The organism is Mycobacterium interjectum, from assembly GCF_900078675.2.
GTDB lineage: Bacteria > Actinomycetota > Actinomycetes > Mycobacteriales > Mycobacteriaceae > Mycobacterium > Mycobacterium interjectum.
In genome coordinates this window covers 4,354,756-4,374,763 of the sequence record NZ_LT546237.1, presented here as the reverse complement: position 1 = coordinate 4,374,763, position 20,008 = coordinate 4,354,756, and the positions used below count along the sequence as shown (strand labels likewise).

Below are 20,008 nucleotides of genomic sequence, written 5' to 3'. Positions count from 1 at the left end.
CCGTGGCTGGCGGGGACGCTGGGCACCCCGGGCGTCGAGCCCGTCCCGTTGCCGCAGCGTGGCGGCGGGGCTCCCCATTGATCGCAGCTACGCAAGATCGTTACCTTTTCGAGGCTGAATTCACAGCTGACCCTCCTGTAACGAACCCGACATGGTCGCACGGCCACTGGTACCGTTCGCTGCTGTGGCGGCGGAGTTTGGCAGCGAGGGCATCCGGGGTGCCGGGTCGCGCGTGCCGACATCGCACCGCAAAAGACCCGCACGGAACCGCGCCTTCGCCATCACCGCCTTCCGCGGGTCCTCGGACCGGGGCCTCGGCGCGCCGGAGCTGAACCGGCGCCGTTTCCTCGGGGCGCTGGCCGCGGCCACCGTTGCCGGCGTGGGAGCTGCTCGTCTGGTGGTCGACCCGCAACCGAGGACCTTCGCGCAGGCGCCCCCGGCAAACATGGCAGCAACCTCGGGTCCGACCGCGCCGGCGGCGCTGCTACCGCCCCCTCCGCTCAGCGCGCGCATCCCGCTGCCCGGTGGCGGCGCGCTGACCAAGATTCCCGGCGAGGGCGACTTGCTGGCGCTGACCGTGGACGACGGCGTCAACAGCGAGGTGGTGCGGGCCTACACGCAGTTCGCCAAAGACACCGGCGTGCGCCTGACGTTCTTCGTCAACGGGGTCTACGAGTCCTGGACCGAAAACCAGCAGATGCTGCGGCCGCTGGTCGACTCCGGGCAGATCCAGCTGGGCAACCACACCTGGTCGCATCCGGATCTGACCACCCTGCCCAAAGACCAGATCGCCCAGCAGATCTCCCGCAACGACGATTTCCTGAAGAAGACCTACGGCATCGGAGCGAAACCGTACTGGCGACCGCCGTACGCGAAACGCAACGCCGCCGTCGACGCGGTGGCCGCCGACCTCGGCTACACCGTCCCCACCCTGTGGTCGGGCTCGCTGTCGGATTCCACCCTGATCCACGAGGACTACATCGTGAAGATGGCCGATCAGTACTTCACCCCGCAGTCCATCGTCATCGGCCACCTCAATCACCTGCCGGTCACGCACGTCTACCCGGAACTCGTCGAGATCATCCGCGACCGAAACCTGCGCACCGTCACCCTCAACGACATCTTCCTCAAAACGCCATAGCGATGGGCGCGCCCGATCCGCAGCGGCTCGGCGGTCACACCTGGGTCCGTCGAACCGGCGGACGGCTGTCGCGCGCCGAGCGCCGCCGGCTCTTCATCGCAATTGCGGTGGGCCAGTGGGAAAACGCCGTGGGCAGGGCCAAGCTCGCATTGGGCCGGCTTCCGGCCGCGGCCGAGCAGGTTGATCTGGACGAGTTCCGGGTGCCCGATTCGAGGTTCGCTCGCGAGGCCGAAGCGGCGTGCGCGGAGTTGCCGCCAACCCTCGAGGGCCACTCCTATCGCACGTGGTTATTCGGCCGTGCGCTTGCGACCGTCGACGGGCACACGATGGACGACGAACTCTTCTACTGCGGATCACTCCTGCACGACTATGGCATCGTCAACCCGACTGCGAACCGTGATTTCACTCTCGGGAGCGTCGAACGCATGCTTTCGTGCGCCCGCGCCGCCGGACTCGACGATGAACGTGCGAATTTGCTCGCGGACGGCATCTGCGTTCATACGACGCCGGGGGTCGCGGTCGATACCGACGGCGTCATCGGCTGCTACCTGCAGTGGGGGGCGATGGTCGACGGTGCCGGCCTGCGCAGGTGGGACATCGCTCCCCGTAACGCCGAAGAGGTGTTGCGTCGTTACCCACGAGGCGATTTCAAACGGGAGCTGATCGGCATGGCGCGCGCGGAGGCGGCCGCGGTGCCGCGGGGGCGCTTCGGGCTCCTGGTTCGGTGTGGATTGCCGTGGGCCGTGCGGATGGCGCCGTTCGATTCGTGAAATCAGGCGGTAGCCAATCGAGCCAGCCGCTCGTCAAGGGTGGCATGGAAATGCCCGATCGCGCTCTCGTGCCGACCGAACTCCACGAATTCGTTTGCACCGGAGTGCAATCCGCGTTGCACGCCCGCCGACATCTCGTTGTCCTCCACGAGGCCCCGTTCGATGAAGCTGCCTGTGCCCACCAGTTTCGCGGAAGGGTCGGACGAAGCTCGCGCGGCGACTTCGGGTTTCACCATCGAGTAGGTGCTCACCGTGGTGTGACACACGTCCACCGGATCGATCGCCACCACGGAGACCACGCCGGGGAAAGTCGCCACCATGACGTTGGGGAACAACTGGTAGACGTAGGTGACCCGAGCGTCGATGTTCCAGCTCGATTCTGGACGGTCGCGGAGCCGTTCGATATTGCGGTACGGGAACGTGAGCCGGCTGTTCGGCCCGAACATTTCGACGACGTTGAGGTCATCGTATTGCACCGGGAAGAAGGTGTCCCGATGCGTTGAGCGGAGGTGATAGCCCTCCAGGAACTGTTCGACGAGCACCTTCCAGTTCATCGCCCGCACCGTCGAATCCGTATACACGAGCCGCTGCGCCGGCAGCAATTTGTCGCGCCATGGGCTCCCATCGGTCAGCGCCGCCATCGAATCGTCGTCGTCAAGGCCCGACGGGTCGAGCGGATCGATTACGATCAACCCGTCCACCTCGCGGCTGGGGACCTCGACCAGGCCCCGGGCCGCCGCGTCCAGGTCGGGAAATGCCTCGGCGTGCGGGACGTGCGCGAGCGAACCGTCCAGGCGATACGTCCAGCCGTGGTAGCGGCACACCAAAGCGTGCGAACAGCCGGGCTTCTCGACCAGGGCGAAACCGCGATGCCGGCAGGCGTTGCGGAACACCCGCGCCCGTTGGTCGTGTCCGCGCACCGCGAACAGCGGCACGCCGAAGGCGACCCGCTCGACGTGGTCCCCCGGTGCGGGAATCGTCGCCGAGGGCACGAAGACACTCGGCATCGCCCGAAGCAGCCGGAGTTCGTCGGCGAATCGGCTTGCACTCAAATAGTTTTCGACGGGCTCACGCCAGCCCGCACCCTCGTCGGTGGTGCTGGCGTCGATGTGGGCGAGGACGCGCCGGACGATCTGCACATCGTCGGCGAGCACCGACTTCGTCGGCAAGCTCATGCGGATCAGTATCACACTACAGCTATCACGTGTCAATGATTTGGTGATATCGTTGCGTTCCGTGCCCGCCCTGCCCCAGTCGCGAGTGAGCGGCCTGATCGACAGCCGGTCCCTCAGCGCGCGCTCGGTGCTGGCGTCGGCCTTGCTCGGATCCGACCGGGGGCGCCTGACGGTGGCGGAACTGGTCGCGGTGGCCTCACTGTTCGGCATCAGCGCCGGCGCGGCCCGCACGTGTCTGTGGCGGATGGTGTCCAACGGCGAATTGGCCGCGGATGGCGGCAGTTACGCGCTCGCGGGGCGATTGTCGGAACGCCGAGAGCGCGTCGACGAGGCGTCCCGAATCGACGCTGTCGCCGCGCGCCGGTGGGACAGGACATGGGAACTGGCCATCGTCGCGCGGGAGCGCCGATCGGCGGCCGATCGCCTGGAGTTGAGGAAGGCCGCGACGGCGCTACACCTGGCCGAGCTCCGCGAAGGTGTGTGGATTAGACCGGACAACCTTGACCCGCAACGATTTCCGACGCTTCGGGCGGTGGTCGACCGGCAGTGCATCCACTTTCACGGCGCCGCCACCGACATCGGCGCCGACAAAGTGCGATCGCTTTTTTCCCTGGACGAGTGGGCGGAAGGTGCCAAGTTGCTCGTCGACGCCATGAACGCCGCGCTCGACACGGGCAAGCGCGATGATTCCACCGAAAGCTTCACCTACGAGTTCGCGCTCTCGATCGCCGTGGTCCGGCATCTGCAGCTCGACCCGCTGCTGCCCGCCGAGCTCACCGGCGAGAATTGGCCGGCGCAGAGACTGCGCGGCACTTACCGCCGCTTCGATCGGGCCTTCAAACGTCGGATGAACGGCGCTTTCCGGCGCCCTTAGCGCCGATCGCTTTACAGCGAATCGACAACCTCTTTGGCCTCCCGCAGGCCGGCTCCGGTCAGCTCGCGGAACAGCTTGATGGCGGCGATGGCGTTCCCGGCGCGGGCCAGCGCGACGACTTCCGACGGCACACCGCCCTCGAGTACGCCCGATGCTGTCGCGCCGACGTCGCTACCGAAGGTCGGGCACGGGACCCCGAGCCGATCGGACAGCAGGCGCACCTGATGTTCGAGCAGTGCGATCCGCCGGTAGAGGTGGGCGTCTTCTATCACGCAATGATTATGCGCGAAAAGCGGGCCACCGGAATCCCTACGCGGCGTCGGAAGATCCCGCCGGCGCGATGTTCTGGTTGATGTGGAACACGTTGCCCGGGTCGTATTGCGCCTTGATCTCGCTGAGCCGCTGGTAATTCGGGCCGTACGTCGCGCGGACCCGGTCTTGCCCTTCGTCCATCATGAAGTTGACGTAGGCACCGCCGGCCGAGTGCGGGTGGATGGCGTTCCAGTAGTCCGCCGTCCACCGCTTCAACACCGCCGCATTGGCCGGGTCCGGATCGACGCCGGCGATGACCTGGGAGAAGTTCACGTCCCGATAGGCCCACGCGGTGTCGGTCTGACCGACCCGACGGACCGCGCCGTCGATCGGGTAGAGGTGCATCGCGGAGTGCATCGTGGGCAGTTCCTCGGTGAAGCGGGCATGGGCGTCCACCGCGGCGTCGGGCACGGAGCGGATGAAGTCGCCGCGCCAATACCATTGCAGCCCTTTGGGATATAAGACATCGAAGGTGGACTGCAGCGCCGGATACGGGGCCGCGACGAGGCCCTCGAAGGCCGGCTGCATCTGGCGGACCGGCGCGAACGCCTCGTCGGCCCGGGCGGGATCGCCGGTGTAGCACCAGACCACGGCGCACGCCTTCTGCAGGTGGAACGCCTCGGGGAACGGCGGCGCCGGCGGGACGGTCATGCTCGCGAAGAAACCGTAGAGGTCCTCGTCCTGCGCGGGCAGGAAGTCCCGGTACCACCTGAGGACGTCGGCGGTGGCCGACGACGGCCAGGCCGTCGGGCCGCAGATCACCGTGTGCACCGGATGCAGCCGAAACGTGAACGCGGTGACCACGCCGAAGTTTCCGCCGCCCCCACGCAGCGCCCAGAACAGGTCGGGGTGCTCCGTTTCGGACGCGGTCACCAGGCGACCGTCGGCCAGCACGACCTCGGCCTGCAGCAGGTTGTCGATGGTCAGCCCGTACTTGCGGGTCAGGTAGCCGTGGCCGCCACCCAGGGTCAGCCCGCCGACGCCGGTGCTGGAGATGATGCCGGACGGCGTCGCCAGACCGTGCGCATGGGTCGCGCCGTCCACGTGCGCCCACGTGGCCCCGCCCTGCACGCGGACGATGCGCTGGTCGGCGTCCACGTCGACGCGGTTCATCGGCGAGAGGTCGACGACGAGACCGCCCTCGACGCAACCGAAACCGGGGCCATTGTGGCCGCCGCCGCGGACGGCGACCTCGAGGCGCGACGCGCGGGCGAACTCGAGGGCGCCCGCGACATCGGCGGCGGACGCGCAACGCACGATCACCGCCGGCCGCTTGTCGATCATGGCGTTGTGCAGCGCCCGGGCCTCGTCGTAGCCGGGGTCGTCGGGGAGGATGGCCCCTGCGCCGAATCGGCCGCGTAGTTGGTCGGTTGCGGTGGTCAGGCTCATGGCCGCATCTCCTTGTTTGCTCGCAGGTCGTGATGCCGCGACGCTACGAGGGGAGAGGGCCGTGCGTCATGACCACAACGGAGCATTTCCGAGGCACTCCACGATAGTCACATCTGACTATCGACCGACCGACATCGGCGCCGTTACGTTGTTTGCATGGCGCAGTGGGTGCCGCCGCCGCTTCCGGCGGAGCTGGTGGCACGCCGTCGCGGCCCGCTGGTGGGTCGCGACGCGGAACTTGCCGCCTTCGAACGGGCCTGGGAGCGCGTCGAGGGCGGCGACCGCCAGGCGGTGTTCATCGGCGGTGAACCCGGGGCCGGTAAGACGCGCCTGGCCGCCGAGGTGGCCGGAACGCTGGCCCGGCACGACGTTGCGGTGTTGGTCGGCCGCTCGACCGCCGACGACGACGTCCCGTACGCACCGTTCGCCGAGGCGCTGGATCGCCTGCTGACGGCCGTCCCACCGGGTTCGATGGCGGACCTGCTCGCCGATGCGGGACCGCAGCTGCGGCGAATGTCAACCCAGGTGGACCGGCATCTGCCCGATGCCGAGCCGGCGATGGAGGTCGGGTCCCCGCGGCAGGCGCTCTTCGACGCGATGACCGGCTTCCTGCGCCGCCTGGCCGCCGACCGCCCGATCGCGCTGATTCTCGACGACCTGCACTGGGCGCAGCTGCCCACCCTGGCGATGCTCGAACGCGTCCTGATCGGCTGCGCCGACGTCCGCCTGCTGGTGGTGTCGACGTTCCGCACGACCGAACCGGACCGTTCCGACGAGCTGACGACCCGGCTGGCCGAACTGCACCGGTTCGACGGCGTCCGGCGCCTAGATCTCGCCGGGCTGGACACCGAGGCGATCGCCGAGTTCGTCAGCCGAACTCAGCAGTTGACCCCCGCCTCGGCGCGCACGGCGGCGGCCTTGCTGCGCGACAAGACGGGCGGCAATCCGTTTTTCCTGACCGAACTGGTCAACGATTTGGAGGAGCGCGGGGGCCTGGCCACGTTGAGCGCGCAGCAGACCGTGCCGGCTTCGATCGGGGACGCCATTGCCCGCCGCCTTGCCGGACTGGGGGCCGGCGTCCGGGGCGTCATCGAGCAGGCGGCGGTGCTGGGCGAAACGTTCGATCTGCCCGCGCTGATCGCCGCCAGCGATTCCGATCTGTCCGCGACGCTGGCGGCGGTCGATTCGGCCGAGGCCGTCGGGCTGATCCGGCCGGTTCGCAACTCCGACGGCGAGTTCTCGTTCGTGCACGCGCTCACCCGCGAGTCGGTGGTCGGCGGGATGGCGGCGTCGCGGCTGCGGATCATGCACGCGCGGGCCGCCGAGGCGCTGGAGGGCCGCGCGGACCCCTCGGTTGTTCCCCGCCTGGCGAACCACTACCTGCGGGCGCACGTGCTGGGCTACCACGAGCAGGCGTTGCGGTACGCGCACCAGGCGGCCCGGATGGCCGAACAGAGCCTGGCCTACGAGGATGCTGCCCGTTGGTTCGAGCGGGCCGCGTCGCTGCCCGAGCTGAGCCGCGCGGATCGGGCGCGGCTGGACCTCGACGCGGCCGCGAATCACGTACGCGCCGGCGACTTCGCCCGCTCGCGGGCGATCTACGAACGGCTCAGCGCAATGGACGACCCGTTGATCCGACTGGGGGCGGCCGTCGGATACGAGGAAGCGAACTGGCGTCGCGGACAATCGGACTCGACGGCGGGCGACCTGCTGGCGGCGGCGTTGGAATCGTGCGGGTTGACCACCGACGACCTGCGATACATCCAGGCACTCGGCAGTTTTGGGCGAGCGCTGGCCTTCGCCGGCGAGGCGGAGCGTGCGCGCGAGATCGGCAGCAACGCCATCGACCGAGCGCGGGCCGCCGGCGATCCTGCGGTGCTGATGCACAACCTGAAGGCCAGCCTGTGGCACGGGCTCACCCCGGAATTGTGCGAGATCCAGGCGGAGCGTTCGGCCGAGGTGTCCCGCATGGCGTTGGAGCGCCGTAACTACGAGGTGCTGGGGGCGTCCTCGCACTTTCGCGCCATGGTCAGCTACCTGGCCGGCAGCCCCGAGGACCTGGCCGCGTCAACCGCGGACATGCGGCGAGCGGGCGAAGCCATCGGGCAACCGGTCTTCGGATTCGTCGGCGCATGCGTCGAGCAGGCGCTCGCCTATCTGCGCGGCGACTTCACCGGGGCCCAACGGTGGGCCGACATCGCCCTGCGCACCGGTGATTTGTTCGACGCGGAAGACACCATGGGCTCCAACGGGGTCCAGATGTTCATGATCCAACGCGAAACTGGAGACCTGAAGCAATTCGCCGAATTCATCGATGGCAGTGAGACGTTCGCCGGACGCTGGGTGCCCGGCCTGCTCGCGTTGTACACCGAGCTCGGCTGCGAAGCCGGCATGACCCGCGCCCTCAATCATCTGATCAACCGCAAACTCGGCGACCGCACCAACGAGGCGCAGTGGCCGATGGAGCTGGTGTTCATGGTCGAGGCGGCGTTGGAGCTGGGTAACCGCGAAGCGCTGCACGCGCTGCGCCCCTACGTGTCCCGTTATGCCGGCAAGAACCTGGTCGCCGGCCAGTTCGTCGCGCTATTCGGCAGCGCCGACCGCTATCTCGCCCGGATGGCGGCCCTCGACGACGACAACGCCGCGGCCGAGCGGCATTTCAGCGCCGCCCTCGAGATGGACCGCCGGATGGGTTCGGTGGTTCACATCAGCGAGACGCTGGGCCGGTACGCGTTGTTCAAGGCGTGGCGCGGCGCGACCGAGGAGGCGCGGCGCCTGGCCGACGGCGCGCGCGTTCTCGCCGCGCAGATCGGCCCACGCCGGGTCATCGCGTTGGTGGATTCGCTGCTGACCGTGGGGCCGGGCGGCCTGACCGACCGGGAGGTCGAAGTGCTGCGGCTGCTCGCCGAGGGGTTGAGCAATCGGGCGATCGGCGAGCGCCTCTACATCAGCACCAACACGGCCGCCAACCATGTGCGCAACATCCTGATCAAAACCGGCGCCGCGAACCGCACCCAGGCGGCGATGTATGCCGCCGACCACGAGCTGCTCGGGTGAGCGGCCTCAAATATCGGACAACGCCCCGTCGGGCATCATGCGATCACGCACCTCGACGATGACATCGGCGGGCAGGCCGGCCCGCGCGGCCGCGGTTCGGATGGCCTCCGGCGACGGCGCCTCGTACAGGCAGTACGTCTTCCGCTTGTCCGCCGACAGGAACGAGTACATCCAGCGAACGCCCTCGTGGTCGTTGATCCGGTTGATGCCGTCGGCGGTCTCGAAGCCGGGTTCCAATTCCTCGGCAAAGTTGCGCTCGACCATGAAGATGGGCACGACGGACTCCTGTCGTTGTCTTGGGTCGAACCTACGCCCCGCGTGACACTCAACACCAGCAAATTTGGGGCCGGGGTCAGTCGCCCGCCGCGTCCGCCTCGCGGGACAACAACATCTGCAAGGTCTCCCGCAGTTCCCCCAACCGCCGGGGCCCGAGAACCTCCGCCCAACGCTTCTCCAAAGCGACTGCATTCGAACGCATCACGCGCAGCGCCTGCCGACCGCGCGGCGTCAGCTCGATGATGCGGGCCCGGGCGTCGCCGGGATCGGTCACCCGCGTCACATACCCGTGCCGCTCCAAGCTGGCTATCCCCTGGGCCACCGCCTGGCGGCTCACCTTCAGCCGGTCGGCCAGATCGGATGCGTGCAGGCCGCCGGCCGCCAGCGGCACCAGCGCAACGGCTTGAGCCGGGCGGATCCCGTCGAGCCCGGCCGCGGCGAAGGCCGCTCGCAAATGGGGCGCCCCCGAGGCGGCCACCAGATTCACCAGCGCCGGGACGGTGGGCTTCCACTCGGCATCGGCAACGCGTCGCATGCAGATCAGTGTGCCACTCCGGGCGAGTTTGACAAGGTACTTGTCAAAACTCGGCGTCGATGCGACGATGGCTTCATGCGGTCGCTACGCGCTCGGGTGTTCGGCGTTTGTCTCGTCTCGGTGTTGACCGTGGTGCTCGGCGGCTGTGTCGGCGGCGGGCACGCGTTGGGATCGCCTGGTTCCCAATCGATTCCGATCGGACAGTCCACCCAGACCATCGACTCGGGCGGGGTCGGCAGGACATTCCACCTGTACCGGCCGCAGGGATTGCCCGACGCGGCACCGCTGGTGGTGATGCTGCACGGCGGCTTCGGCAACGGGGCGCAGGCCGAGCGGTCCTACAACTGGGACGCCGAGGCGGACAACGGACACTTCCTGGTCGCCTACCCCGACGGCCTCAATCGCGCCTGGAACGCCGGGACCTGTTGCGGGCAACCGCAGCGCGACAACGTCGACGACGTCGGATTCATCACCGCGATGGTGGGAGCCATCGAGCAGGAGATCCCGATCGATCGCGCGCGCGTGTATGCCACCGGCATGTCGAACGGGGCCATGATGGCGCTCCGGCTCGGATGCCAGACCGACACCTTTGCCGGGATCGCCCCCGTCGCGGGAACCCTGCTGACCGACTGCTCGCAGGCCCGACCGACGTCGGTGCTGCAGATTCACGGCACCGCCGACGACCGGGTCCCCTACAACGGAGGGCCAGGAAAAGCCTTCGCCATCAACGGAAATCCGCGCGTCGACGGCCCCTCGGTGGAGTCGGTCAACGCCACCTGGCGCTCCATCGACGCCTGCGGACCACCGACCTCGACCACCACCGGAAGCGTGACGACCCAGACGGCCGGGTGCCCCGACGGACGCACGGTGGAGCTGATCTCGGTGGCGGGCGCCGGCCATCAATGGCCGGGAGGCCAACCCAGCCCGCTTGCCGAGCTCGCAGGGATCCCCGAGCCGTCCACGGCGCTCAACGCCACCGACACCATCTGGCAGTTCTTCACCCAGAGCCACCGCTGAGAATTGCCGGCGCCTCGAGCGTCGAGTTGTTTACGCGATCGGCGCGTTTTCACGCAACAACTCCACCCTCGGCGGGTTTACTTTTCTGGTGGAGCGCTTGCTGGAGCGCGAGGCCGTCCTCGCCAAGCTGGCCGCGCTGACGCGCGCCGCGCGGCGGGGCAGGGGCCAGGCGGTGTTGCTGCGCGGAGAAGCCGGGGTGGGCAAGACCGCGGCGATCGCCCGGTTCACCGCCGGACTCGATGCCGAGTTGCGGGTGCTGCGCGGGTGGTGTGACCCCCTGGCCGCACCGCGGCCGTTGGGGCCGCTGCTGGACGCACTGGCAGGGGTGGGTCCCGCGGCCGCAGCGGCGCTGGACGAGGCCATCGAATCGGGCGACACCGGCGCGCTGTACCGGCGGCTGCTGTCGGTGCTGCGCGACGGACACCGCTGGGTCTGGGTGATCGAGGATGCCCACTGGGCCGACGGGGCGACCCTCGATCTCCTGCGTTTCCTGGCCCGGCGGATCGACTCGCTGCCGCTGCTGCTCGTGGTCTCCTATCGCGACGACCAGCTCGACCGACAGCACCCGCTTTCGGTCGCGCTCGGGGATATTGCGACCTGCGCCGCGGTCAGCCGCGTCGCGTTGGAACCACTCAGCCGGGACGCCGTCGCCGTCCTGGCCGCCGGCAGCGGCGTGAATGCGGACCAGTTGTACCAACTCACCGGCGGTAACCCGTTTTACGCCACCGAAGTCCTGGCGGCCGGTCCCCGAGCGCTGCAACGCAATGCGTTGCCGCGCAGCATTACCGAGGCCGTCTGCGGTCGCCTCGGACGGCTGTCGGCGGCCGCTCGCGAGACCGCCCACGCTGTGGCGATCTGCGGCCCGCGGGTACACGCGCAACTGCTGCATAAGGTCTGCCCCGCGGCAGGCGCGGGGCTGGCCGAATGCCTCGACGCCGGGGTGTTGCTGACCGAGTGGGACGTGATCGGATTTCGGCACGAACTCGCCCGGCTCGCGACGCTCGACCAGGTCTCGAACCACGAGCGGACGGCCTTGCACACTCGTGCGCTGGCCGCTCTGGCCGAACCGCCGATCGACCCGAACACGTTCGCGGCATTGGCATTTCATGCCGACCGAGTCGGTGACGGCAACGCCGTGATCCGCTATGGGGTGGCCGGTGCGCAACGGGCCGCGGCACTGGGAGCCCATCGGCAGGCCGCCGACTTGTATGAGCTGGCGCTACACCGAGCCGACAGCGAACCCGCCGAGCGGCGGGTGCTCTGGCTCGAGCAACACGCCGTGGCGTGCTACCTGTCCGGGCGGGGCGAAGCCGCGGTTTCGTCCTGGCGTCAGGCGATTTCGCTGCGCCGCGCGATAGGCGACTGCCTGGGCGAGGGCGACGACTTGCGCTGGCTCTCGCACGGGTTGTGGGGGTTGGGCCGCGTCAGCGAATCCGGCGAGGCGGGACGGGCCTCCCTGCGGCTGCTGCAAGATGCCTGCGAGAAGCAAGCGTGCCCGCAACTGGCGTGGTCCTTGGTGAACATGGCCGAGCAGGGCCTGTGGAACTTCGATCCGGCGTGCGCCGACTACGCGGCTCGAGCGATCTCGGTGGGCACCGAACTCGGTGATGCTGCGGTGGTGGCCCGCGCGCGTGGCTATACGGCGCTGGCCAACGTGGTGCGCACCGACACGGGATGGGACGAACTGGAAGCGGTCTGCCAGCAAGCGATGGCCGCCGATGCCCGCGGCGAGACCGCCGCCTTCTTCGGGGCGGTGACCGGCTTCATCGCAGCGATGCACTACGACCCCGATCGCGCGGTTCGCTACACCGCCGACACCGTCGCGTACTGCCGCGACCACGGGATTTACCTCTTCGAGGGTATTGCCGGCGGCGCCGACCTGTTGGTGGGCCTGCATCGCGGCGAGTGGGATCGTGCCCGCGCGCGCGCCGAGGATCTGCTCAGCCGTCCCGGGCTGACATTGGTGAATCTGATTGCGCCGCGCCTCACCCTGGCCTTGATCCATGCCCGCCGGGGTGGACAACCGGTCGCCTCGCTGCTTGACGACATCGAAGCCAGTTCGGAGTCGGACCAGCAGCGGTTCTTCCCCGTCTGGGCCGCGCGCGCCGAGGCCGCGTGGCTGGCCGGCGACGACGACACCGCCCGAAACGTTGCGCGCGGCGCGCTGATCAAGATGGGCGACTGGAATCCCTGGCTGATCTGGCAGCTCCGCCGGTGGGCCCGACTTCCCGGTGGTCCGCCGGAGCCCACCGCCGGCGGCGAGCCGATCACTCCCTTCCAATTGGAGCTCAGCGGCGACTGGCGGGNCCCTGCGGCGGCCCCGACCATCGCTGATCGTCAACGCGTAGAACGCTATCCGCTCAGCATGGCGTCGATGAGCCGGTGCAGCACCTCCCCGGTCTCGCGCCGGGCGCGCTTCGGATCCTCGGCGGTGGCGATGACCATGGCCGCCTCGTCGAGCGCGCCGATCAGTATGTGCGCCAACGGTCGCATCGGTTGCTCGGGGAGCTGGCCGGCCTTGACGGCCTCGTTGAGCAGTTGTTCGGTCATGCCCAGGCTGTAGCGCTGGGCGACGTCGCGGAACGCGGGCCAGCCGAGCACGCTGGGCGCATCCAGCAAGATGAGCTGGCGTACCTCCGGGTCGGCGGAGACGTCGAGCCAGGCATCGACGGCGGCCCGGATCGCGTCCGCGGGCGTCGTCGCCCCCGATTCGGCGACCAGCGCCGCCATCCGGGCCATCACGTCCTGCTCGACGGCCTCGACCACCTCTGCGAAAAGCGCCGCTTTGTCGGCGAATTGGTGATACATCGCGCCGCGGGTAACACCCGCGGTGGTGGCGATCTCCGGCGTCCCGACCTCGGCGTACCCGCGCTCGCCCCACAGTTTGCGGGCAGCCGAGATCAGCGCGTCGCGGGTCGCCGCGGAGCGCTCCTCCTGGGTTCGTCTCTTGATTTCCATACAGCCTGTTGGTAACTTACGCACAGACAGCCTGTTTGTAAGTATATCTCGAAGGTGGGAGCTAGCTATGTCGACGATCGACATTAATGCCGGAACCATTCATTACGAAGCAACCGGACCCGAGGACGGCAGGCCCGTCGTCTTCGTGCACGGGTACATGATGGGCGGCCAGCTCTGGCGCCAGGTCGGCGAACGCCTCGGGCGGCTGGGCCTGCGCTGCATCGCCCCCACCTGGCCGCTGGGGGCCCACCCGCAGCCCCTGCGACCCGGCGCCGATCGCACCATCACCGGCGTGGCCGGCATCGTCGCCGACGTGCTGGCCGCGCTTGACCTGCGGGACGTGGTGCTGGTCGGCAACGACACCGGCGGGGTCGTCACGCAACTCATCGCGGTACATCGTCCCGAGCGGCTCGGCGCGCTGGTGCTCACGAGTTGCGATGCGTTCGAACACTTTCCGCCGCCGATCCTCAAGCCGGTGATCCTGGCGGCCAAGTCCAAGGCGATGTTCAAGGCGGTGGCGCAGGCCATGCGCGCGCCGGCCGCACGCAAGCGCGCGTTCGACGGCCTGGCGCACCGCAACATCGATGCACTCACCGAAGAGTGGGTGCGCCCGGGGCTGTCCGATCCGGCCGTCGCCGAGGACCTGCGCCAGTTCACCCTGTCACTGCGCACCGAGGTGACCACCCGCGTGGCCGCCCGGCTGCCCGAGATCGAGATACCCACTCTGGTCGCCTGGTCGGCCGACGACGTGTTCTTCGAGCTCGGCGACGGCGAGCGGCTGGCCGCGACCATCCCGACCGCCCGCCTCGAGGTCATCGAGGGGGCGCGCACGTTCTCGATGGTGGACCAGCCGCAACGGCTCGCCGACCTGCTGTCGTCGATTGCCGTGCGCACCTAGCGCGGGCCGGCGCTCGGCGGGCGCTACGCTCGCGGGATGCAAAACGTGCTGCAAGGCAGGCGGATTCTGGTGACCGGCGGGGCGACCGGCATCGGCGCGGCCGCCATCGGAGTCCTCACCGACGCGGGGGCCGAGGTCGTCGGCACCTATCACCAGACCCCGCCGCCGGACGGGCTGGCGGCCACCTGGCTGCAGTGCGACGCACGCGACGCCGACGCCGTTTCCGCGATGGTGCAGCAGGCCGCGGACCAACTCGGCGGGCTCGACGTCCTGGTGAACGCCGCGGGGCTGTGGCAGGCCGGAATCCCGGGCTACATCGGCGTCGACGACATCTCGTTCTTGCTGGACACCAACGTCAAGGCGACCATCCTGACCAATCAGGCCGCCTACGCGGTGATGAAGGGCCAAGATCCCAAGGGCGGCAGGATCATCAACTTCGGATCGTCCGAAGCCGTTCAAGGCAGCGCCATCTCGGCGGTCTACGCCGCGACGAAGGGCGCGGTGCAGGCCTGGACACGATCGGCCGCGAAAGCGTGGGGCGCCGACAACGTCACCGTCAACGCTTTGGCGCCGGCGGTGCAGACGCCGGGCTCCGACCGTTTCCGGGATTTTCTCGGTCCCGACGCGAGCGCCCTCATCGACCAGCAGATGCAGCTGATGATCCCGATCGGCGGGAAACTCGGAGAGCCCGCGCGCGACCTCGGGCCGATGCTGGTTTTTCTGGCCGGAACCGGTTCGGGCTTCATCACCGGGCAACTGCTCGCCGTCGACGGCGGCCTGATGATGGTCGGCGGCTAGGCACTCCGCCGCGTCGGCCGGAGAACCGGACCGATCGGGATTGTGAGAATTCGCGGCGAAATTCGCGCGCACGATTCCGTAGCACGACCAGCGACCTGTGCAGCTCAAACAGCATGGGGCAATAATGGCCCTTCGAGGCGAACAGACCGGTTATGTACACGGTCTGCGGTAGGGAATCCCCGGCGAAATGGGCATGAAAACTTCTACAACACAAGGTGTTGTCACGCCTGCAGTCCGGCATAACCGCGATCGGAGCCACCCGCTATCATAAGACGGACCGTCTCGTCTCGTAACCGAAGGTGGACCGATCCGATGGCTGACGACACGATTCAGGCGCTGCTGCGCAAGCGCCTGTCCGATCCGGCCGTCGCCGTCAAACACGACAATCTGCAATGGACTTGGAGTCGATACCTGGCGGAATCGACCGCGCGCGCCGCGGCCTTCATCGACGCCGCCGACCCGCAACGGCCGCTGCACGTCGGTGCCCTGCTGGGCAACACGCCCGAGATGCTGGCCCAGATGGCGGCGGCCGGGCTCGGCGGCTATGTGCTGTGCGGGCTGAACATCACGCGGCGCGGCGAGGCACTGGCCGCGGACGTCCGGCGGGCGCACTGCCAATTCCTGGTGACCGACGCCGAACATCGGCCGCTGCTGGACGGTCTGGACCTCGAGGGAACGCAGATCCTCGACGCCTCCGCGCCGCAATGGGGCGAATTCATCGGCGGCGCGGGCGAACTGGTTCCCCATCGCGAGGTCACCGCGATGGACGCGTTCATGATGATCTTCACCTCGGGAACCAGCGGAAATCCCAAGGCGGTCCAGGTATCCCACCTGATGGCGACGTTCGCCGGTATCAACCTGGTCCAGCGCTTCGCGCTGTCCGAACAGGACACCTGCTACGTGTCCATGCCGCTGTTTCACTCCAACGCCGTCGTGGCGGGATGGGCGCCTGCGGTGGTCTCCGGCGCCGCGATCGTGCCGGCGAAATTCTCGGCGAGCAACTTCCTCGACGACATCCGCCGCTACGGCGCCACCTACATGAACTACGTCGGCAAGCCCCTCGCCTACATTCTCGCGACCGAGGAGCGGCAGGACGATGCCGACAACCCCCTGCGGGTGGCATTCGGTAACGAGGCCAACGACAAGGACATTGAGGAGTTCGCACGCCGATTTGGGGTTCAGGTCGAGGACGGGTTCGGCTCGACGGAGAACGCGGTCATCGTGATCCGCGAACCCGGCACGCCGAAGGGTTCGATCGGTCGGGGGGCCGACGGGGTCGCGGTGTACAACAGCGAAACCGTCACCGAATGCGCCGTCGCACGCTTCGATGCCACGGGCGCGCTGGCCAATGCCGACGACGCGATCGGCGAGTTGGTCAACACGACCGGATCGGGTTTTTTCACCGGCTACTACAACGATCCCGAAGCCAACGCCGAACGCATGCGCCACGGCATGTACTGGTCCGGCGACCTCGCCTACCGAGACGCCGAGGGCTGGATCTACCTGGCCGGCCGCACCGCCGACTGGATGCGCGTCGACGGCGAGAACCTGGCAGCGGCGCCCATCGAGCGGATCCTGTTGCGGCACAGCGCCATCAATCGCGTCGCGGTGTACGCCGTCCCCGATGAGCGGGTCGGCGACCAGGTGATGGCCGCGATCGTCCTCAACGACGGTGCCGAGCTGCAGCCCGATGCGCTCGAAGCGTTCCTCGGGGCGCAGCCCGACCTGTCCCCGAAGGCCTGGCCGCGCTACGTCCGCATCGCGGCCGACCTGCCCAGCACCGCCACCCACAAGGTGCTCAAGCGCCAGCTGATCGCCCAGGGAACGGCCGTGGGCGAGGGCGAAGCCCTGTGGGAGCGCGAAGCGCGCGGCACCGGGTACCGGCGCGCGGCGTCCAGTGGCGATCGCAAGCGCGGCGTAGCCGCGCGCTGCGGGTCGCCACCATCGGCCTAGCCCGGATCCCGGCGTGCGCGGCGGCGGATCTGCCCCTTCGCCCGTCGCACCCGTTTGACGGGATCTCGGCTTGTCCCGCCGGCGATCTCGTCGCGCAGCTGGGAGATGTTGGAGATCTCGGCGTAGAGGCCGCGGATGGCGTAGTCGAGCACCGCGAACGGGAAGCGTTGGTCCGGATCATCGATGATGCCGAGTTCGCGGGAGCGCTGCCGCGACCACAGGGCCTCGTCCAGGCGGGCCCGGGTTGATTCGAGATGCCGGTCCAGCGTATCGATCACGCGCTCCGGATCCTCGCCGCGGGCGAGCCAGGTCCGCAGGATGACGGGGTGTTTGATGACCACCTGGTCCTGACCCGGAAAATGCTGGACCCACCGGCGCAGCGCGTCCCGGCCGGCGTCGGTGGTCTCGTACAGCGTGATCGCCCGCTTGCCCGATTGGGCCCCGGTCTCGCTGACCATCCCCCGCGCCAGCAGCCTGTTCAGTTCGCGCCGAACGTGACTCACCGACGGTGACCAATAGAAGTGCCCCACCGACAGTTCGGCGCGCATCTTGACCTCGCCGGCGGTGAGTTGTTCGTCGTTGGCCGCCAGCACGCCGAGGACCAGGTAGGCGGTCACCGGCAGGCCGTTGCTGGTGCGCGCGGGGCTCATTGCAGCCCGGTGAAGTACGGCAGGGTCAGGTCGGTGCCGACGGCGTGGAATTGCACCCGCACCCGCAGCCCGATCGCCAGATCGGCCGGGGCCATGCCGACGATGTTGGTCAGCATTTGGTAGCCCTCGTCCAGCGTGACGATCGCCGGCGCGTACGGCGGTTCGAACTCCGCGGTGACCGGGCGGTGCACCACGGTCCAGCTGTAGATCTCGCCGAGGCCGCCGCCGCGCTCCCACCGCAAATCGGCCGAAAGGCATTGGCGGCAATGCTCGCTCGGCGGGAAATTCGCCGCACCGCAAGCCTCGCAGTGTTGGTAGCGCAACTCCCCGGCTTGGCAGCCCTGCCAGAACGGAAGGCTGAGATGGCTGGCGGCATGCGGCACGGGGCCGCTCTGGGGCCGCAACGCGTCGGTGGTCATCGCGGTTCGTCCCCCAGGATCAGCACCGTGGTGAACAGGGCTCCGGCTCCCCCGTTGCTGCACAACGCGATATGCGCGCCGGGCACCTGGAGGTCGCCCGCCTGACCGCGCAGCTGCTGGACGGCGCGGATGGCCCGCTGCATCATCTGCGGGTTGGAGCCCGCGTGGCTGAAGGACATGGTTCCTCCGTCGGTGGTCACCGGATGGCTGCCGTCGATGGCGATGTGGCCGTCGGCGACGAACGGTCCGCCCTCGCCGTCGGCGCAGAAGCCGAAGGCCTCCAACTGGCGGATGATTTCGAAGGAGAACGGATCGTAGAGCTCCAACACGTCGACGTCTTCCCGCCGCAGCCCGGCGTGGCTGAACGCGCGCTCGGCCGCGTGCCTGCCGACCACGCCGTTCACGTGATCGCCGCGCCGACCGGTGAGGTCCCACGCGGGCGGGTGCTGATACGACGGGCCGTGAAAGTCCGCGCCGCTGCCCAACACGTAGATCGGCCGGCCGGCGACATCCATTTTGTCCACGTTCGCGACCACCAACGCGCACCCACCCTCGGACGTCGTGGCGCAGTCGAGGAGGTGAAACGGGTCGGCGATGGGCCGGGAAGCGGTGATGTCCTCCGGCGTGAACGGACCCCGTTGGTAGTAAACGGCTTCGGGGTTTCGCGATCCGTTGTTGCGGATCGTCGCCGCGACGGTGGACAGTTGTTCGCGCGTTGTGCCGTAGACGTGCATGTGGCGCCGGGCGATGAGCGCGAACTCGGCGGTGGTGAACATCCCCCAGGGCGCGACGAATTCGTTCTCGGGCCTGGTCCACGGCGCCGTGGCCTCGTGGTCGCGGTATTCGCCCGCCTGCGCGGCGACGAGGACGACGACGTCGGCCATGCCGTGCTCGATCGCGGTCACCGCTTCGGTGATCATGCCGACCCCGAAGGCCAGGCCCTGCCACGCCGGGCCGAGACGCAGGTCGTAGATCAACGACGTCGAATGGGGGCTCGCGCTGATGCCGTCGACGTCGTCGAGTCTCAGGCCGGCGTCGTCCAGTGCGCCGCGAATGGCCTTGAGCGCCAGGCCCCGTGAGGTTTCGTCATCCAGCCGACGGCCCTGCCGGGTGTTGTGCACGCCGACGATCGCGGCGGTCGGCTTGGTGCGGCTAGTTTTCATCCGCGACAACTCCCAGGTAGGTGCCGACGACGTCGAATTCTCGCCCGTCGCGCGTGATGGTTCCGATCTTCGTGGCCCGCGCCTGCCCGGACGACGCGCCCGCCTCGACCACGTCGATTCGCACGTCGATGGGCCGGGCGGTTTGCGGGTCGGTGATCTCGACGAGCATGGCCACGGCGCGTTCGCTCGCGTCCCATTCGACACCGGTGATCCGGTGCCGGGCGGTCAGCTCCATCACCACGGACTCCTGGCGCACCAGGAACCGGACCGGTGCGCACAGCTCGCCGGCGCGCGGCGGCACGCACAGCGTCACCGGCATGTCACAGTCCCGCCGGTCGCGCGCTGGTGGCCCCCGCGGCGCGCAATTCGAGCAGATCCTCTTGGCTGCGCCCGAGAATGCCCCTCAGCACTTCGTCGGTGTGCTGGCCATACAACGGCGGCACCCGCCGAAGCCAGCGCCGCGGCTTGCCGGCGAACGCGAAGGGCATGCCCGTGCACAGGAACGTGCCGGCGACCGGGTGGTCGACGGTTTCCCAGAAGCCGCGAGCGAGCAGCTGCGGGTCGCTCAGCAGGGCCGCCGGCGCGGTGACACGCGCGGCGGCCACCCCGGCACCGCGCAGCGC

Annotated in this window: 19 protein-coding genes and 1 pseudogene; 9 read left to right on the top strand and 11 right to left on the bottom strand. The window is 68.8% G+C overall.

Going from position 1 to position 20,008, the window contains the following annotated elements; all coding sequences use genetic code 11:
• The first annotated feature begins 328 nt into the window (after nucleotides 1-328).
• Complete coding sequence (locus BN4348_RS55700; RefSeq protein WP_066917222.1) at nucleotides 329-1,141, top strand: polysaccharide deacetylase family protein; 813 nt, start codon at nucleotides 329-331, stop codon at nucleotides 1,139-1,141.
• Nucleotides 1,142-1,143: 2 nt separating this feature from the next.
• Nucleotides 1,144-1,911, top strand: coding sequence for an HD domain-containing protein (locus BN4348_RS55695; RefSeq protein ID WP_066917221.1), 768 nt, complete (start codon nucleotides 1,144-1,146; stop codon nucleotides 1,909-1,911).
• Between the two features lie 2 nt (nucleotides 1,912-1,913).
• On the opposite strand, the gene BN4348_RS55690 is transcribed toward BN4348_RS55695, so the two are convergent.
• Nucleotides 1,914-3,086, bottom strand: coding sequence for an aromatic ring-hydroxylating oxygenase subunit alpha (locus BN4348_RS55690; protein WP_211145784.1), 1,173 nt, complete (start codon nucleotides 3,084-3,086; stop codon nucleotides 1,914-1,916).
• Nucleotides 3,087-3,147: 61 nt separating this feature from the next.
• Here BN4348_RS55690 and BN4348_RS55685 point away from each other — a divergent pair, with 61 nt between their 5' ends.
• Complete coding sequence (locus tag BN4348_RS55685; RefSeq protein ID WP_066917219.1) at nucleotides 3,148-3,960, top strand: PaaX family transcriptional regulator C-terminal domain-containing protein; 813 nt, start codon at nucleotides 3,148-3,150, stop codon at nucleotides 3,958-3,960.
• An 11-nt stretch (nucleotides 3,961-3,971) separates the two neighbouring features.
• Here BN4348_RS55685 and BN4348_RS55680 read toward each other — a convergent pair whose 3' ends face one another.
• Together BN4348_RS55680 and BN4348_RS55675 are read right to left on the bottom strand one after the other, a co-directional pair.
• Nucleotides 3,972-4,232 carry a ribosomal protein L7/L12 gene (locus BN4348_RS55680; RefSeq protein WP_066917218.1) on the bottom strand — a complete coding sequence of 87 codons (261 nt, stop codon included), beginning with the start codon at nucleotides 4,230-4,232 and terminating at the stop codon, nucleotides 3,972-3,974.
• Nucleotides 4,233-4,269: 37 nt separating this feature from the next.
• A complete protein-coding gene (locus tag BN4348_RS55675) occupies nucleotides 4,270-5,661 on the bottom strand; it encodes an FAD-binding oxidoreductase (protein ID WP_066917217.1) in 1,392 nt (463 codons plus the stop codon).
• A gap of 156 nt (nucleotides 5,662-5,817) precedes the next feature.
• Here BN4348_RS55675 and BN4348_RS62590 point away from each other — a divergent pair, with 156 nt between their 5' ends.
• Entirely contained in the window at nucleotides 5,818-8,718 is a 2,901-nt protein-coding gene (locus BN4348_RS62590) for a helix-turn-helix transcriptional regulator (RefSeq protein ID WP_066917216.1), read from the top strand.
• Between the two features lie 6 nt (nucleotides 8,719-8,724).
• On the opposite strand, the gene BN4348_RS55665 is transcribed toward BN4348_RS62590, so the two are convergent.
• Nucleotides 8,725-8,994 (bottom strand): DUF4242 domain-containing protein, encoded by a 270-nt coding sequence (locus BN4348_RS55665; RefSeq protein WP_066917215.1) that lies wholly within the window; start codon nucleotides 8,992-8,994, stop codon nucleotides 8,725-8,727.
• A gap of 76 nt (nucleotides 8,995-9,070) precedes the next feature.
• The gene (locus BN4348_RS55660) at nucleotides 9,071-9,529 is read right to left on the bottom strand and encodes a MarR family winged helix-turn-helix transcriptional regulator (RefSeq protein WP_066917214.1); all 459 of its coding nucleotides are present in this window, start codon (nucleotides 9,527-9,529) and stop codon (nucleotides 9,071-9,073) included.
• A 75-nt stretch (nucleotides 9,530-9,604) separates the two neighbouring features.
• On the opposite strand from BN4348_RS55660, the gene BN4348_RS55655 reads away from it, so the two are divergent.
• Together BN4348_RS55655 and BN4348_RS61930 are read left to right on the top strand one after the other, a co-directional pair.
• Complete coding sequence (locus tag BN4348_RS55655) at nucleotides 9,605-10,546, top strand: alpha/beta hydrolase family esterase (protein ID WP_066917213.1); 942 nt, start codon at nucleotides 9,605-9,607, stop codon at nucleotides 10,544-10,546.
• A gap of 88 nt (nucleotides 10,547-10,634) precedes the next feature.
• Nucleotides 10,635-11,066: pseudogene (locus BN4348_RS61930) on the top strand (ATP-binding protein); the annotation flags it as partial.
• A gap of 1,832 nt (nucleotides 11,067-12,898) precedes the next feature.
• Here BN4348_RS61930 and BN4348_RS55645 read toward each other — a convergent pair.
• A complete protein-coding gene (locus BN4348_RS55645; RefSeq protein WP_084454631.1) occupies nucleotides 12,899-13,504 on the bottom strand; it encodes a TetR/AcrR family transcriptional regulator in 606 nt (201 codons plus the stop codon).
• 67 nt (nucleotides 13,505-13,571) lie between these two features.
• Here BN4348_RS55645 and BN4348_RS55640 point away from each other — a divergent pair, with 67 nt between their 5' ends.
• The 3 genes from BN4348_RS55640 to fadD1 all read left to right on the top strand — a co-directional run bounded on the left by BN4348_RS55640 (nucleotide 13,572) and on the right by fadD1 (nucleotide 17,153).
• Nucleotides 13,572-14,402, top strand: a complete 831-nt coding sequence (locus BN4348_RS55640; RefSeq protein ID WP_066917211.1) for an alpha/beta fold hydrolase — start codon at nucleotides 13,572-13,574, stop codon at nucleotides 14,400-14,402.
• Nucleotides 14,403-14,438: 36 nt separating this feature from the next.
• Nucleotides 14,439-15,200 carry an SDR family NAD(P)-dependent oxidoreductase gene (locus BN4348_RS55635; protein WP_066917210.1) on the top strand — a complete coding sequence of 254 codons (762 nt, stop codon included), beginning with the start codon at nucleotides 14,439-14,441 and terminating at the stop codon, nucleotides 15,198-15,200.
• Nucleotides 15,201-15,512: 312 nt separating this feature from the next.
• Nucleotides 15,513-17,153, top strand: a complete 1,641-nt coding sequence (gene fadD1 / locus BN4348_RS55630) for a fatty-acid--CoA ligase FadD1 (RefSeq protein WP_066917209.1) — start codon at nucleotides 15,513-15,515, stop codon at nucleotides 17,151-17,153.
• Here the strand turns inward: fadD1 and BN4348_RS55625 are convergent.
• From BN4348_RS55625 to BN4348_RS55605, 5 genes are all read right to left on the bottom strand, one after another.
• A complete protein-coding gene (locus BN4348_RS55625; protein ID WP_066917208.1) occupies nucleotides 17,150-17,803 on the bottom strand; it encodes a PadR family transcriptional regulator in 654 nt (217 codons plus the stop codon). The genes fadD1 and BN4348_RS55625 overlap by 4 nt on opposite strands.
• Entirely contained in the window at nucleotides 17,800-18,222 is a 423-nt protein-coding gene (locus BN4348_RS55620) for a Zn-ribbon domain-containing OB-fold protein (protein WP_066917207.1), read from the bottom strand. Before BN4348_RS55620 ends, BN4348_RS55625 begins: the two co-directional genes overlap by 4 nt.
• Nucleotides 18,219-19,385: a thiolase family protein gene (locus BN4348_RS55615; protein WP_066917206.1), complete on the bottom strand. Its 1,167-nt coding sequence runs from the start codon at nucleotides 19,383-19,385 to the stop codon at nucleotides 18,219-18,221. Before BN4348_RS55615 ends, BN4348_RS55620 begins: the two co-directional genes overlap by 4 nt.
• Nucleotides 19,375-19,704 (bottom strand): hypothetical protein, encoded by a 330-nt coding sequence (locus tag BN4348_RS55610; RefSeq protein WP_066917205.1) that lies wholly within the window; start codon nucleotides 19,702-19,704, stop codon nucleotides 19,375-19,377. Before BN4348_RS55610 ends, BN4348_RS55615 begins: the two co-directional genes overlap by 11 nt.
• A 1-nt stretch (nucleotide 19,705) precedes the next feature.
• The coding region (locus tag BN4348_RS55605) for a CoA transferase (protein ID WP_211145783.1) at nucleotides 19,706-20,008 on the bottom strand (303 nt) is incomplete at its 5' end.

What these genes read in the sequence shown, in the direction of transcription:
- BN4348_RS55695 (WP_066917221.1), top strand. Translation starts at nt 1,144, where the DNA reads ATGGGCGCGCCCGATCCGCAGCGGCTCGGCGGTCACACCTGGGTCCGT.
- BN4348_RS55690 (WP_211145784.1), bottom strand. Translation starts at nt 3,086, where the DNA reads ATGAGCTTGCCGACGAAGTCGGTGCTCGCCGACGATGTGCAGATCGTC.
- BN4348_RS55675 (WP_066917217.1), bottom strand. Translation starts at nt 5,661, where the DNA reads ATGAGCCTGACCACCGCAACCGACCAACTACGCGGCCGATTCGGCGCA.
- BN4348_RS62590 (WP_066917216.1), top strand. Translation starts at nt 5,818, where the DNA reads ATGGCGCAGTGGGTGCCGCCGCCGCTTCCGGCGGAGCTGGTGGCACGC.
- BN4348_RS55660 (WP_066917214.1), bottom strand. Translation starts at nt 9,529, where the DNA reads ATGCGACGCGTTGCCGATGCCGAGTGGAAGCCCACCGTCCCGGCGCTG.
- BN4348_RS55655 (WP_066917213.1), top strand. Translation starts at nt 9,605, where the DNA reads ATGCGGTCGCTACGCGCTCGGGTGTTCGGCGTTTGTCTCGTCTCGGTG.
- BN4348_RS55645 (WP_084454631.1), bottom strand. Translation starts at nt 13,504, where the DNA reads ATGGAAATCAAGAGACGAACCCAGGAGGAGCGCTCCGCGGCGACCCGC.
- BN4348_RS55640 (WP_066917211.1), top strand. Translation starts at nt 13,572, where the DNA reads ATGTCGACGATCGACATTAATGCCGGAACCATTCATTACGAAGCAACC.
- BN4348_RS55635 (WP_066917210.1), top strand. Translation starts at nt 14,439, where the DNA reads ATGCAAAACGTGCTGCAAGGCAGGCGGATTCTGGTGACCGGCGGGGCG.
- fadD1 (WP_066917209.1), top strand. Translation starts at nt 15,513, where the DNA reads ATGGCTGACGACACGATTCAGGCGCTGCTGCGCAAGCGCCTGTCCGAT.
- BN4348_RS55625 (WP_066917208.1), bottom strand. Translation starts at nt 17,803, where the DNA reads ATGAGCCCCGCGCGCACCAGCAACGGCCTGCCGGTGACCGCCTACCTG.
- BN4348_RS55620 (WP_066917207.1), bottom strand. Translation starts at nt 18,222, where the DNA reads ATGACCACCGACGCGTTGCGGCCCCAGAGCGGCCCCGTGCCGCATGCC.
- BN4348_RS55615 (WP_066917206.1), bottom strand. Translation starts at nt 19,385, where the DNA reads ATGAAAACTAGCCGCACCAAGCCGACCGCCGCGATCGTCGGCGTGCAC.
- BN4348_RS55610 (WP_066917205.1), bottom strand. Translation starts at nt 19,704, where the DNA reads ATGCCGGTGACGCTGTGCGTGCCGCCGCGCGCCGGCGAGCTGTGCGCA.